The organism is Desulfuromonas carbonis, from assembly GCF_054658035.1.
In genome coordinates, this window is sequence record NZ_BAAHXR010000003.1 from 2,227,389 (window position 1) to 2,240,329 (window position 12,941).

Below are 12,941 nucleotides of genomic sequence, written 5' to 3' on the forward strand. Positions count from 1 at the left end.
CCCCGGGGGCGAACTCAGCAGGGCTAGTGCAGGCCCCCCCTTTGAGTGAAAAGTAACATATTGCCCGGTTTTCTAAAACCCCTTTTGTCCGGCGGCGTCCAATCCTATAGGGCCCTTTTTTCCATTTCGACCATGATGCGCTTTAATTCCTGGAGGTCGCGATTAAGCGTCTCATTCTCGCGGACGAGTTTTTCATTGCTATCGATGCATTGTTTGATTTTCTGCTGTTGCTCGGCTGTCTTGCGCTGGAGTTCGGCGGCCGCTGCAGCCTGCCAATCGAGCAGGCTCTGCGCCGGCCCCTTCCAGGGGGAGGCGCCATTCTCCTGAACAAGTCTTTGCAGGGCCGGGCTGGTTCCCGTTGCCAGCAATTCATCCAACCCCTGGAAGAACAATTCCCGCTGCGGTTCGACGATGGCTGTTGCGGCTGGGGCGGGAGGCTGCGCACAGGCCGCCAGGAGGAAAATCAGCAGGCAAGAGAGCAGGAACCGCGTCATAGAACCTTGCGTCGGTTGACAAGTAGATTGCTGCCAGGAAGTTCCTTAAGATGTTCCTTCATCTTAGCACACTCCCTGCTGATCGCCAGGGCTGTTGGTGCCTCAAGAAGGTCGACGCGGATCACTGCGACGGACATGGTCAGCAGGGGAAAGGTCCGTTCGATTCCAAAACGGTCCCGCGCCATGAAAAAACCGGCCTGCCGGTCTTCCTCCGAATAGAAGGAGGGCGCCATCTGGTCGAACTCCGTGAGTAAGGCCCGGGCTATGTTTTCACCCTGCTCGGGGGGGGTGAGAATCACGTAATCGTCACCACCGATATGGCCGACCAGATCTTCAGGCGTACCAAAGTTACGCACCGTTTTGCGGATCAGGTCGCCAACCTGGGCGATCACTTCGCTCCCGGCTTTATAGCCGTAACGGTCGCCGTAAGCTTTGAAGTTGTCAAGGTCGATATAAAGATGGGAAAACGGGATGCCGCTTTCGATCCGGCGGGCAATTTCGCGGTCGATGGCAAGGTTTCCGGGGAGCCGGGTCAGCGGGTTGGCGTCGAGGGACATCTGCTCCAGGTCCTTGAGCTTTAAACCCATCTCATTGAATTCCCGGGCGAGCAGGGTGAATTCGTCGACGCCACTAATGGCAATCGGCTGGTCAAAGCTGCCGCCGGCAATCTGCTTGGTGGCCAGGATCAGGGTGCGGATTGAGCGATGGATGCCGAGGATAACCGTTATCGCCACCGGGGCCGACAGGGCCAGTCCGATGAAAACCAGCAGCAGCGTCACCTTGTAGGCCTGGCTACTGCCGCTGGAGAGGGTTTGCAACGCCTGATCCAGGGTCGCCTGCTGACGATCGGTAAGGGTGGCGAGGGCCGCCAGCAGGGTTTCGCGGCGCGGGCCGGTCTGCTCGTGAGTGCACTGACTTGCCGCTGCCCAGCGCTTGTCGGTCAGCAGCTCCGAACAGGCCTGGTCCGCCTGCATGTAGGACCCGGCAAGGGATCTCAGGTTGGGGGCCGATTCCGGCAGGGGGAGTGCGGCGAGTTTTTCCCAGGTGGCTGCAAACTCCTGGGAACGGTTTGCCGCAAGGTTCAGCATGTCGGAGTCGCGGAGTACCAGGAGCTGCTTTTCCAGCCGTTCCTGGGCCAGCAAGGTGTCCCGCAGATCACGATAGAGATTGAGGAGTTTGAACTCGACGCCGACCAGCTGGCGCGAACGCTGGGTCTGTCGCTGCAAGCTGGAGAGGGCGTAGCCCAGAGCAATCAGGCTGAACAGGACGATGAGAAGGTAGCCGGCCGCGATCTTCTGGGAGACGGTGAAGGCAGGACGTTTCATCGATCGCTCCGCTGCAATGGGTGCCGGAAACCACCCTTCGCTCTTGGGTCAGGCGAACAGGCCACCCTCGGCGGCCGTTTTCGGCAGCCGCTGGAAATGGTGGTAGGCAGCCGGGGTGGCAGTCCGACCCCGGGGTGTGCGATTGAGATATCCCTGTTGCAGCAGGTAGGGCTCGATGACGTCCTCAATGGTGTCCCGTTCTTCGCCGACGGCCGCTGCCAGCGTGTCGAGGCCGACCGGTCCACCCCCAAATTTGTCGATGATCGTCAGCAGGATCCGGCGGTCCATGTGGTCGAAGCCACGGCTGTCGACTTCCAGCCGGGTCAGGGCCAGATCCGCAAGCTCCCTGGTGATCACCCCATCGCCCTTGACCTGGGCGAAATCCCTGGCCCGGCGCAGCAGGCGATTGGCGATGCGCGGCGTTCCACGACTGCGTCGGGCCAGTTCCAGGGCGCCCTGTGCCTCGATGGGAATTTCGAGAATCCCGGCACTGCGGCTGACGATGATCGCCAGTTCCTCGTCGGTATAGAATTCCAGCCGGCTGATGACACCGAAACGGTCGCGCAGTGGCGAGGAGAGAAGACCGGCCCGGGTGGTGGCGCCGACCAGGGTAAAACGGGGGAGGTCGAGCTTGATGGTGCGTGCCGAGGGACCCTGGCCGATCATGATGTCGAGCTGGTAATCCTCCATTGCCGGATAGAGGATCTCCTCGACCACCGGCGAGAGGCGATGTATTTCATCGATGAACAGGACATCCCCGGCCTCGAGATTGGTCAGGATGGCGGCGAGATCGCCGGTCTTTTCAATCACCGGACCGGAGGTGCTCTTGATGTTGACGCCCATCTCGGCAGCGATGATGTTGGCGAGGGTGGTTTTACCGAGGCCAGGCGGGCCGTAGAAGAGGACGTGGTCAAGGGCTTCCCGGCGTCCCCGGGCGGCATCGATGAAAATCTGCAGGTTCTCCTTCGCCTTGCACTGGCCGACGTAATCGGTCAGGGTGCGGGGCCGCAGGGAGACTTCGACGCAGGCATCGTCGCCGGCAATATCAGGTGTGATCAGCCGTTCGCTCATGATTCCCCAGGGTTGGGATACGGTCGCAGCATTCGGTTACCGCCGCCCCGGTTAGCGGAGCAGGATCTTGAGGGCTCCCTTGAGGACCTCTTCCAGGCTGGCGTCCGGTGAGATTTCCATATTCTCAAGGACTTTGCGGGCCTGGGCCTCCTTGTATCCCAGGTTGACCAGAGCCGACTGGGCGTCTTCCAGCGAGGTCGTCTTGGTCGGCCCGGTTTGCGGCGGCACGCGCGGATGAGCGGGGTTGAGTCTGTGGGCCTTGTCCTGCAATTCCAGCACCAGCCGCTCCGCCGTCTTTTTGCCTATGCCGGGAAGGGTGGCGAGGCGCTTGGCATCCCCCTCGGCGAGGGCATCGAGGAGTGCCGGCGCAGGAATATGCGAGAGTATATTCAGGGCCAGTTTGGGGCCGATGCCCGAAACCGAGATCAAGAGCACGAAAAGGTCCCGTTCGGCGCTGGTCAAAAAGCCGAAGAGGAGAATGGCGTCGTCCCGGACGTGGGTATAGACCTGGAAGCGGACACTCCCTTCCTCGGGCAGGGCGTAGAAGGTCGAAAGCGGAATCAGGAGCCGGTAGCCGACGCCGCCGACATCGACAATGACATGATCAATGCTGCGGTAGGCGATGATTCCGTGCAGTGATGCGATCATGCGTTCACCTCAGCGTCCGCGGCGCAGTTGGTCGAGACGTTCATTAAGTCCGTGGCTGTGGGCATGGCAGATGGCAACCGCAAGGGCATCGGAGGCATCCTCCTGGGCAATCTCCGGGAGGTTCAACAAGGCCCGGACCATCTGCTGGACCTGTCCCTTGGCCGCCCGGCCGTACCCGACGACGGCATTCTTCACCTGCAGGGCGCTGTATTCGAAAACCGGCAGCCCGGCATTGACCCCGCAGACCAGGGCGACGCCGCGGGCATGCCCCAGTTTCAGGGCGGAGAGTGCATTCTTGGCGAGAAAGACCTGCTCGACCGCCATGGCATCGGGGTGATAGGTCGCGATGACCTGCTCCAGCCCGCGGTGAATTTCGAACAGACGCAAGGCCAGGGGCGTATCACTGGTGGTGGCAATCGCCCCGTTGTCCACATGCAGCAGGCGATTCCCCTCTTTTGCAATGACCCCATACCCGGTTATCCGGCTCCCGGGGTCGATGCCGAGAATTTTCATAGGCCTGGTGTCCGGTTGCGGGGGCCCGTCTCATAATCCGTGCCCAAGGCTATTAATTACCTGCGCCGGAATCCGGTCTCCCTGGTTTCAGCCCATCGCCTTCTCGATCTCATCATCGGAGATGTCGAAGTTGGCATAGACGTTCTGCACGTCGTCGTTATCTTCGAGCTTGTCCATCATTTTGAGCATCTGCTCGGCAGCTTTTCCCTCGAGCTGGACCATTGTCTGTGGCAGCATCGTCACCTCGGCGCTCTCCCAGTTCAGGCCCATTTCCTTCATGGCCTCACGGACTTCGATGAAATTGGCCGGGTCGGTGATCACCTCGTAGCTATCCCCTTCGTCCTTGACATCCTCGGCGCCCACTTCCAGCGCGGCCTCGAAAATCCGGTCGAAGTCACAATCGGTATTAAAGGCGATCAGGCCTTTGCGCTCGAAGAGGAAGCTGACGCTGCCGTTAACGCCAAGGCTGCCGTTATGCTTGGTGAAGATGTGGCGGACATCGGCCACGGTGCGAGTCCGGTTGTCGGTCATGAATTCGACGATAACCGCCACCCCGCCCGGTCCGTACCCCTCGAAGGTGCCCTCTTCGTATTCGACGCCATCGAGGCCCCCGGTCCCCTTCTTGATCGCCCGTTCAATCGTATCCTTGGGCATGTTTTCGCTCTTCGCCTTGTCGATGGCAGTACGCAGGCGCGGGTTGGTCCCCGGTTCGCCGCCACCGATCTTGGCGGCAACGGTGATCTCCTTGATCAGCTTGGTGAAAACCTTGCCACGCTTGGCATCCTGAGCGCCTTTGCGATGCTTGATGTTTGCCCACTTACTGTGTCCAGCCATACCGATATTCTCTCCTTGTTCGATTCATCCTCCGGACGAAGCCGGAAAAAGCGTCCCATCCTAGCATGATCAGTACCCGTCGACAAGAACCATGAGCGCCAGTGCATGGGGCGGGGCGAGGCCAGGCAAAGAAAAAGCCGGCCCTCGGGGCCGGCTGGAAGATTTGGGTAAGGAATCCGGGGTCAGTGCTCTTCAGGCAGGGAGCGGTACTGGCGGATCTCAAGCTGGTCATCGATCTTCTGGACCCCTTCCACGGCGGCCACCGTTCTTCTCACCGCCTCCCGCTGTTCTTCGGCGTGGACATGGCCGAAAAGGGTTGCGACGCCATCTTTTACCGTGAGGTGAAAGTGGTAGTGGTGGAGTCCTTCGATGACGCCATTGGCCAGAAGGGCGATTTCCGCCTTCTTGGCCACGATCCGGTCCTGCAGTATCTTTTTGCCGGAATCCTTGCTTTCCTGCAGGTTGCGATCCCGGACCCCTTCGCAGATCAGCTTGACGGCTGTTTCTTCGGAGAGGCGCTGGGTGTTGACGATAAGATCGTAACCGAGAGGATCGAGCCAGTCGCGGTCAAAGTAGTATTTGATGAAGCCGGCCCGCTGCTGATCGCTCTTGCGCACCAGGATCCGCGCCAGATCCGGATCGAGCCACTCGCGTTCCGCCCAGCGCTCGACCCGGTCCTCAAAGGGCGCGGTGATCCGGACCCGGAAGACGGAACTGATTCCGCTGAGGAGATCCTGCCCGCCACGGCCATAGACGATGATGTTCCCCTTGAGGGCGTATTCAAGAATGATCAACTCGACGCGGTGGGAGTCGATTTCAACCTGTGCATCGATTTCATCGACAAAGGCCGGCGGCTTTTCGTCCGCCTTTTCGAGGGCTTCGGGGGTCAGGCCGTAGGACGCTGCAACCTTTGCAATCGCCTCGCCATCGACCAGGGTGTAGCCAAGTTTTTCCGCTGCCTTGTGGGCAATGGGAATGCCGCCGCTGCCCATTTCCCGGGAAATGGTAATGATCGCCATACTGTTCCCTTTCGCCGTGCGGTTTCTTTGACTGGAGGCAATAAGCCGAAAAATCCTAACAGTTTCCTGCCGCGATGACAAGCGGGGAAATCGGCCTTCTTTCGCAAGCCTCAGTAAACCGGTTTGTAGTCGAACTGGTGACGCCCTTCAATGAAGCGGATGGTCCGGCTTTTGGAACGCATCACGATAGAATGGGTCTCGGCACCACCGGAAAAATAGCGGACCCCGCGCAACAGGTCGCCATTGGTAACACCGGTCGCGGCAAAAAAAACATCGCCATGGGCCATCTCCTCGCAATTGTAGACACGTTCGAAATCATCGATCCCCATCGACTTGGCGCGCTCCCGCTCCTCCTGGGTCATGAAGACGAGTCGCGCCTGAATGTCGCCGCCCATGCATTTGAGGGCCGCCGCCGCCAACACCCCTTCCGGGGCACCGCCAATCCCCATCAGCAGGTCGACGCCGCTCCCTTCCACGGCCGCCGCCACGGCCGGGGCGACATCGCCGTCGGAGATCAAATGAATACGGGCGCCAGCCTTGCGAATCTCTTCGATGATCTTCTCGTGACGTGGCCGGTCGAGGATTACCACGGTCAGGTCCTCGATATAGCACTCCTTCGCCGCTGCGACCCGCTTGAGATTCTCCGTTGGCGATGCGTTGATATCAATGGCGCCGCATGCGGAAGGTCCGACCGCGATTTTCTCCATGTACATGTCGGGGGCGTGGAGGAATCCGCCCCGGGGGGCGAGGGCGATGGTGGCAATCGCGCCACTGGTCCCCTTGGCGCAGATGTTGGTCCCTTCCAGCGGGTCGACGGCGATATCGACGGCCGGCGCCTGGCCATTGCCGACCTTTTCGCCGATATAGAGCATCGGCGCTTCGTCCATCTCCCCCTCGCCGATCACCACCGTGCCATCTATCCCGACCGAGTCAAGGGTACGCCGCATGGCGTTGGTGGCGGCCTCGTCGGCAGCAAGCTTGTTCCCCTTGCCGACCCAGCGTCCGCAGGCCAGGGCCGCTGCTTCGGTAATCCGAACCAGTTCCAGCGCGAGATTGCGATCCATAGATGATTCTCCTTGCCGACCGCTGCCGGCGGTGGGGTGAGACGGGCGGTATCATTGCATGATTCACCCGGGAAGACAAGTTTGGGCTGGAAGGAATTCGCAAAACTGAATATAGTTGTCCCAAGGGCCGATGGCCCATATTTAACATTGGGGAGGATTCTGTTGTGGCTACTGTGAATCGCGCCTGCTGGTTGCTGGGTTTGCTGCTGCTCCTAACGGCCGAGGCCTGGAGTGCGCCGGTTACGAGCATGATGGCGCCCGAGGCCTTCCAGCTGTTACAGCGCCAACCGGATACTTTTCTGCTCGATGTTCGCACTCCCGGTGAATACCTGCAATTACGGCTGGCGGGCGCCACCCTGATTCCGATCGACCAGTTTCAGGCCCGGTCCCGTGAAGTCCCCAAAGATCGCCCGGTCCTGGTCTATTGCGCCGTTGGCTCACGCAGTTCCCAGGTCGCCAATTATCTGGCCAGCCAGGGGTACCCGGAAGTCTACAACCTGACCGGTGGGATTTGGGGCTGGCAGCTGCGGGGCTACCCGGTCATCCAGGGCCCGCCATGAGTGGCCGCGGGGGAACAGGGCAGCCTCTGCCCGGCGGCGGGACGGAGCGCCGGCTCCTGATCTGGGCCCATCGTGGCGCCTCGGGTCGGGCGCCGGAAAATACCCTGGCGGCCTTCCGTGCGGCCGAAGCGGACGGCGCCGACGGTATCGAACTCGATGTCCATTTGAGCCGGGACGGAGTCCCGGTGGTCATCCACGACGAAACCCTGGAACGCACCAGCGACGGCCGGGGACCGGTGCGGGACTTCACTCTCGCCGAGCTGCGCCGCCTCGACGCCGGCAGCTGGTTCGGCACCCCTTTTGCCGGAGAAGGATTACCAACCCTGGAGGAGGTCTTTACCTGGGCCGAAAACCGGCTACGGATCAATGTCGAGATCAAGGACGCTGCGGCCGGGCACAAGGTCCTCGAACTGCTCCAGGCCTACCCGCAGGTAAGAGTCCTGGTCTCCTCCTTCGACCATCGCCTGCTGGCGCTGATGCGCCAGCAAGCGCCCCGGCTCCCCCTCGGATTCCTTTGCGATACGCTCTTCTGGCATCGCGCCCTCTCCCGCGCTGTCGCTGCCGGCGCCGAAAGTTTTCATCCGCGGGTCGACCGGACCAGCCGGCAGCTGGTCCAGGCCTGTCAGCGGCATGGCCTGCGCGTCTATCCCTGGACCGTAAATAGCCCGCGCCAGGCGCTGCGGTTGCGGCGGCTTCGGGTCGATGGTCTCTTTACCAATTATCCAGCAGAGCTTTCCTCCCTCCGGGTGGGGTGGTGGCAGGCTTTTGACAGGGAGGGCAGGACTGTTTAAAATCGGCGTACGCGCATGCTAATCTGCGGTTGTCCCCCTCCTTCACAGGTTGGTGCCCAATGAGCCTGGCCATCCCCCCGATCCGCTCGATTGTTTTCGACCTTGACGGTACGCTCTACTCGGCGCAACCCATTGCCGACCAGATTCAACGGGCGGCGGAAACCCTGATCGCGGCCACCCGCGGGCTGTCGCTGGTGGATGGCCGTGCGCTGTTGCGGCGGGCGCGGCGGGCGCTGACCGACTCCGGGGACGAGGAACCCACCCTGACCCGTACCTGTCAGGAACTGGGCATAGAGATTGCGGCCCTGCACCGGGCTTTTCAGGAACAGGTGCGCCCCGAGGACTGCCTGGTGCCGGACCCCGTTCTCCGGGCGTTACTCGAGTCGCTCAGTGCGCATTGCCGCCTCTATATCTATACCAACAACAGTTATCCTCTGGCCCAGCGAATCCTTGCCCTGCTTGATGTTTCGGAGTACTTTGAACGCCTCTACACGATCGAATACTGCGGCCAACCCAAGCCCGACCTCGATGCCTTTCGCAAGGTCGTTGAGGACATCGGCGGTCTGCCGGAGAGTTTCCTCTTCGTTGGCGACCGGGAACCGGTCGATCTGCGCCCCGCCGCAGACGCCGGCATGGCGACTCTGTTGGTGCGGGAAACGGCCGACCTGCTGCAGATTCACCGCCTGCTTGGGATCATCCCCTAAAGCCCCGGCACCCTATCTTCCCTATCTTCCCCTTGCCAGCAGACCTTCCCCGGGGTAGAATCCCCGACTTTGAAGCCGCCCAGAGGGGAGACGCTAGCCGATGACCGAAACGAATGGCGACCAGCGACAGGCCGATCTGGCGACCTTTCTGCGACGACGTATCGATGCCGCGGGAGGGATTCCTTTTGCCGAGTTCATGGAGCATTGCCTCTATCACCCGGACTGGGGTTATTACATGGTCCCCCGGTCGCGAATCGGCAAGGAGGGAGACTTTTTTACCAGCTCCAGTGTTCATGCCCTCTTCGGGCGCCTGCTCGCCCGCCAGCTCCGGCAGTGCCTCGAACTGCTCGGCGGCGGCCCGCTGACGCTTGCCGAGCAGGGCGCCGGGGAGGGTCATCTCGCCCTCGATATCCTCGATGCGCTGCGCGAGCTGGCACCCGACCTTTACCACTCTCTGCGCTACCGGATCGTTGAGCTGAGCCCCGACAACCGGCGTCGCCAGGCCGATTCGCTGGCTGCCCATCGCCAGGTGGTCGACTGGTGTTCTCTGGCGGACCTCGCCGGCATGGAAGGGGTCTTCCTCTCCAATGAACTGGTCGATGCCTTCCCTGTTCACCTTGTGGAAAAGCGCGACGGGGAGCTGCGGGAGGTCTTCGTTGTCCGCACGGACGAGGGTTTCGGCGAAGAATTGCGGCCCCTTTCCTCCCCCTCGCTCGCCGCCCACTTCGAGTGGCTCGGTGTCGCCCCGGTAGAGGGAAACCGGGCCGAGGTCAACCTGGCGGCCCCGCGCTGGCTGCGCCAGGTGGCGCAGCTGTTGCGGCGCGGTTTCGTACTGACGATCGATTACGGCTACCCGGCGGCAGAGCTTTACGCCCCGTTCCGGCGTCAGGGAACCCTGCTCGCCTATCACCGACACCAGGCGAGCGACGACCTCTATCGCCTGGTCGGCCAGCAGGACCTGACCAGCCACGTCGACTTCACCAGCCTGCAACAGGCGGGGACGGAAGGGGGATTGACCACCCTTTACTTCGGGGAGCAGTACCGGTTTCTGATGAGCCTTGGGTTTGTCGAGGAACTGATCGCCCTGCAGGCCCGCGAGGAAGACCCGCGCCGGGCCCAGGCGCTGCGCATGACCCTGAAAAACCTGATCCTGCCCGAGGGCGGCATGGGGGAAACTTTCAAGGTGCTGCTGCAGGGGCGAGGCGTCGGTACTCCCGAACTCCTTTGCGCCCGACGTCTGCGGGACCTCCCCCTGCCGTCCCTGTGACGGGAGAACGACGAGGAGACGAAATAGTCCGACTAGCCCGACCCCCTGTTGCGTAGCAGGGAGGTCGGGCTATAATAAGCACACATCACAGAGGAGGATTCATTCAATGCGTGAAGAAGTTCAGAAAGTTCTCGAAATGGTACGCCCGGCGTTGCAGGCCGACGGGGGCGATGTCGAACTGGTCGATATCAGTGCGGACGGTGTGGTCAGCGTGAAATTGAAGGGCGCCTGCGGTTCCTGCCCGATGTCGACCATGACCCTCAAGATGGGGATTGAAAAGACCCTGCGGGAAAAAATTCCCGCCGTCAAGTCGGTGGTACAGGTCTGATTCGTTTACTCCGGGGAGGTGCCGATGATCAAGGTCAAGACCTTTGGTGAACCGCTCGCGGCCTTCAAGGCCCAGCGCGAACTTGGGGAACTGGACGAACGTATCAACGACTTTATCCGCCGGAATAATATCCGCAAGGTCATTTCCGTCAGCGATTCGCCGACCAGCGAGAATGGCTCGACCATCGGCCTGATCCGGGTTCTGGTTTACGAAGAATAGCCGACAACAGCAGCGAAGCAGTTCAGCGGGAGCCTCTTGGGGCTCCCGTTTTCTTTTTTTATACCGGATGCCCGTGCAGCAGCTCCCGCGCTTGCAGCACGTTCTCGGGAGCGCCGAGGAGGAGCAGGGTGTCCCCCGGTTCGAGGACCAGGCTGGCTGCCGGGCTGTAGCGGACCCGCTCGTTGCGGATAATGCCGACGACCATGGTCCCGGTGCGGGTGCGAAAAGCGAGCTCGCCAAGGGACTTGCCAAGGCAAGGAGAGTCGTCCGGGACCGCCTGAAACTCGATCTGCCCCTGTTCCAGCACCGACAGGTAGCCGGAGAGGTTGCTCGGCGTCTTGCCGGGGGACCGCAGCCGGTCATAGTGTTCCCGGCGCAGGGTCGCCATCTGCTTCAGGACCTGCCCTTCGCCGATGCCGCAACGGCGCAGCAGCAGGCTGGAGAGCTGGATGCTGGCCTCGAATTCATCCGGGACGACCTCGTCCGCGCCGAGGGAGGAAAGATATTCAAGCTCGGCCACGAAGCGGGTTCGGACCAGGATGTAGAGATCGGGATTGAGCCCGCGCGCCGTCGGCACCGCCCGGGCGATGGCGGCGGGGTCGTTGATGGCGAGGACCAGCGCCCGCGCCCGGCCGATGCCGACTCCTTCGAGGACCGCCGCCGCGGTGACGTCGCCGAAGACGATCAGCTCCCCTGCCGTGCGTGCCTGACTGACGACGGTGCCGTTGGTCTCGACATGGATACAAGGGATACGCATCTCGCGCAGAGCCCGCCCGACGTTGCGCCCGGAGAGCCCATAGCCGGCGATGATGACATGCCCTTCGAGATTGGCGGTTCGCTCACCGCTGGCGTCGGGAAGCTCGGCGCCGTTCCCCCAGCGGCCGGCAAGGCGCCGCGCCAACGGCTCGGCCCGGGCGGCGAGCAGCGGTGTCGCGAGCAGGGAGAGGGCAATCACGGTTAGGGTCCCCTGGTAAAGGGGCGGCGAGATGAGCTCCAGGGCGAGGGCTTTGCGCAGCAGGACGAAGGCGAATTCGCCGACCTGGAAAAGGAGGAGCCCGGCGGTGAGAGCGGTGCGCAGCGGATAGCGGGCCCAGAGGGCGCCAAGGGTCCCGGTGGCGATCTTGAGCAGGGTCAGCAGCAGGAAGGCGCCGGCGATCAACAGGCCGTGGTCTGCCACGGCATGCAGATCGACCAGCATCCCCATGGAGATAAAGAAGATGGCGAGAAAGGCGTCCCGAAACGGAATGACGTCGGCCAGGACCTGGTGCGCGTAGTCCGATTCCGCCAGGGCGAGACCGGCCAGGAAGGCGCCGAGGGCGAGGGAGAGCCCGGCCTGGGCGGTGATCCAGGTGGTGCCGAGGAGGAGGGTCAGCACCGTCAGGCGAAAGAGTTCCGGGGTCCGGGTGCGGAGGATCCCCCGCAACAGCGGTTGCAGCAGGTAGCGCGAAAAGCCGAAGAGGAGGGCGAGGAGCGCTCCTGCCTGGAGCAGGCCAAACAGGGTGAAGCCACTGTCGCTGCCTGCCAGCAGCGGCAGCAGCAACAGGAAGAGAATGACGCCCAAGTCCTGGAAGAGGAGGGTGGCAAGGGCGATCCGGCCGTGGGCGGCATCGATCTCCCCCCGCTCCGAAAGCAGCTTGAGGACAAGGGCGGTGGAGGAGAGGGCAAGGGCCATCCCCAGGACCCAGGCGGCGGCATTGCCGATGCCGGCCAGGCGCGCCGCGCCGTAGACCAGCAGGGTGGTGGACGCCATCTGGGTCGCTCCGCAGCGAAGCATCAGCCCCTTGATGCGCAGCATCCGGGTAAAGGAGAATTCCAGGCCGATGGTGAAGAGGAGCAGGATCACCCCCAGTTCCGCCATCGCTTCGACCTCGTGGACCCCGCGAACCAGGTTCAGGCCGTAGGGGCCGATGACCAGGCCGGTGACCAGGTAACCGACGATCGGCGACTGGCGCAGGTGGCTGAAGAGCCAGGCGCTGGCGAGGGCCAGGCCGAGCAGGATGAGGAGGTCGAGAAGGAAGGGGAGGTCGTTCATGGGCTCTCGCCGCGGTGGAAGGTGACAAATTGTTTGACGAGTATAGCAGATGCCGGGACCTAGCGGGTGGCG

The 12,941-nt window shown here is 62.3% G+C and carries 15 protein-coding genes; 6 read left to right on the forward strand and 9 right to left on the reverse strand.

What is annotated here, in order from left to right; genetic code table 11:
- Positions 1 to 104: 104 nt before the first annotated feature.
- From ACYQ8E_RS17140 to glpX, 8 genes are all read right to left on the reverse strand, one after another.
- Entirely contained in the window at positions 105 to 494 is a 390-nt protein-coding gene (locus tag ACYQ8E_RS17140) for a hypothetical protein (protein WP_066727931.1), read from the reverse strand.
- The gene (locus tag ACYQ8E_RS17145) at positions 491 to 1,819 is read right to left on the reverse strand and encodes a GGDEF domain-containing protein (RefSeq protein WP_066727930.1); all 1,329 of its coding nucleotides are present in this window, start codon (positions 1,817 to 1,819) and stop codon (positions 491 to 493) included. Before ACYQ8E_RS17145 ends, ACYQ8E_RS17140 begins: the two co-directional genes overlap by 4 nt.
- A 48-nt stretch (positions 1,820 to 1,867) precedes the next feature.
- Positions 1,868 to 2,890, reverse strand: a complete 1,023-nt coding sequence (ruvB, locus tag ACYQ8E_RS17150; protein WP_066727929.1) for a Holliday junction branch migration DNA helicase RuvB — start codon at positions 2,888 to 2,890, stop codon at positions 1,868 to 1,870.
- A 51-nt stretch (positions 2,891 to 2,941) separates the two neighbouring features.
- The gene (gene ruvA, locus ACYQ8E_RS17155) at positions 2,942 to 3,538 is read right to left on the reverse strand and encodes a Holliday junction branch migration protein RuvA (protein WP_066727928.1); all 597 of its coding nucleotides are present in this window, start codon (positions 3,536 to 3,538) and stop codon (positions 2,942 to 2,944) included.
- A 9-nt stretch (positions 3,539 to 3,547) separates the two neighbouring features.
- Positions 3,548 to 4,051, reverse strand: a complete 504-nt coding sequence (gene ruvC, locus ACYQ8E_RS17160) for a crossover junction endodeoxyribonuclease RuvC (protein WP_066727927.1) — start codon at positions 4,049 to 4,051, stop codon at positions 3,548 to 3,550.
- 87 nt (positions 4,052 to 4,138) lie between these two features.
- Entirely contained in the window at positions 4,139 to 4,885 is a 747-nt protein-coding gene (locus ACYQ8E_RS17165) for a YebC/PmpR family DNA-binding transcriptional regulator (RefSeq protein ID WP_066727926.1), read from the reverse strand.
- A gap of 182 nt (positions 4,886 to 5,067) precedes the next feature.
- Complete coding sequence (locus ACYQ8E_RS17170) at positions 5,068 to 5,904, reverse strand: cytidylate kinase family protein (RefSeq protein ID WP_066727925.1); 837 nt, start codon at positions 5,902 to 5,904, stop codon at positions 5,068 to 5,070.
- A 110-nt stretch (positions 5,905 to 6,014) separates the two neighbouring features.
- Positions 6,015 to 6,968, reverse strand: coding sequence for a class II fructose-bisphosphatase (gene glpX, locus ACYQ8E_RS17175; RefSeq protein WP_066727924.1), 954 nt, complete (start codon positions 6,966 to 6,968; stop codon positions 6,015 to 6,017).
- Between the two features lie 164 nt (positions 6,969 to 7,132).
- Between glpX and ACYQ8E_RS17180 the strand changes: the two genes are divergently transcribed.
- The 6 genes from ACYQ8E_RS17180 (at position 7,133) to ACYQ8E_RS17205 (ending at position 10,837) form a co-directional block, all read left to right on the forward strand.
- On the forward strand, positions 7,133 to 7,528 hold the full coding sequence (locus ACYQ8E_RS17180) for a rhodanese-like domain-containing protein (protein WP_231875335.1): 396 nt from the start codon (positions 7,133 to 7,135) through the stop codon (positions 7,526 to 7,528).
- Positions 7,525 to 8,319 carry a glycerophosphodiester phosphodiesterase gene (locus ACYQ8E_RS17185; RefSeq protein ID WP_066727922.1) on the forward strand — a complete coding sequence of 265 codons (795 nt, stop codon included), beginning with the start codon at positions 7,525 to 7,527 and terminating at the stop codon, positions 8,317 to 8,319. Before ACYQ8E_RS17180 ends, ACYQ8E_RS17185 begins: the two co-directional genes overlap by 4 nt.
- 59 nt (positions 8,320 to 8,378) lie before the next feature.
- Complete coding sequence (locus ACYQ8E_RS17190; RefSeq protein ID WP_066727921.1) at positions 8,379 to 9,023, forward strand: HAD family hydrolase; 645 nt, start codon at positions 8,379 to 8,381, stop codon at positions 9,021 to 9,023.
- Between the two features lie 100 nt (positions 9,024 to 9,123).
- Positions 9,124 to 10,290: a class I SAM-dependent methyltransferase gene (locus ACYQ8E_RS17195; RefSeq protein ID WP_066727920.1), complete on the forward strand. Its 1,167-nt coding sequence runs from the start codon at positions 9,124 to 9,126 to the stop codon at positions 10,288 to 10,290.
- A 106-nt stretch (positions 10,291 to 10,396) separates the two neighbouring features.
- The gene (locus ACYQ8E_RS17200) at positions 10,397 to 10,618 is read left to right on the forward strand and encodes a NifU family protein (RefSeq protein ID WP_066727919.1); all 222 of its coding nucleotides are present in this window, start codon (positions 10,397 to 10,399) and stop codon (positions 10,616 to 10,618) included.
- Positions 10,619 to 10,642: 24 nt separating this feature from the next.
- Positions 10,643 to 10,837: a hypothetical protein gene (locus tag ACYQ8E_RS17205; protein ID WP_066727918.1), complete on the forward strand. Its 195-nt coding sequence runs from the start codon at positions 10,643 to 10,645 to the stop codon at positions 10,835 to 10,837.
- Positions 10,838 to 10,895: 58 nt separating this feature from the next.
- Here the strand turns inward: ACYQ8E_RS17205 and ACYQ8E_RS17210 are convergent, their stop codons facing one another.
- Positions 10,896 to 12,869, reverse strand: coding sequence for a monovalent cation:proton antiporter family protein (locus tag ACYQ8E_RS17210; protein WP_066727917.1), 1,974 nt, complete (start codon positions 12,867 to 12,869; stop codon positions 10,896 to 10,898).
- Between the last annotated feature and the right edge of the window lie 72 nt (positions 12,870 to 12,941).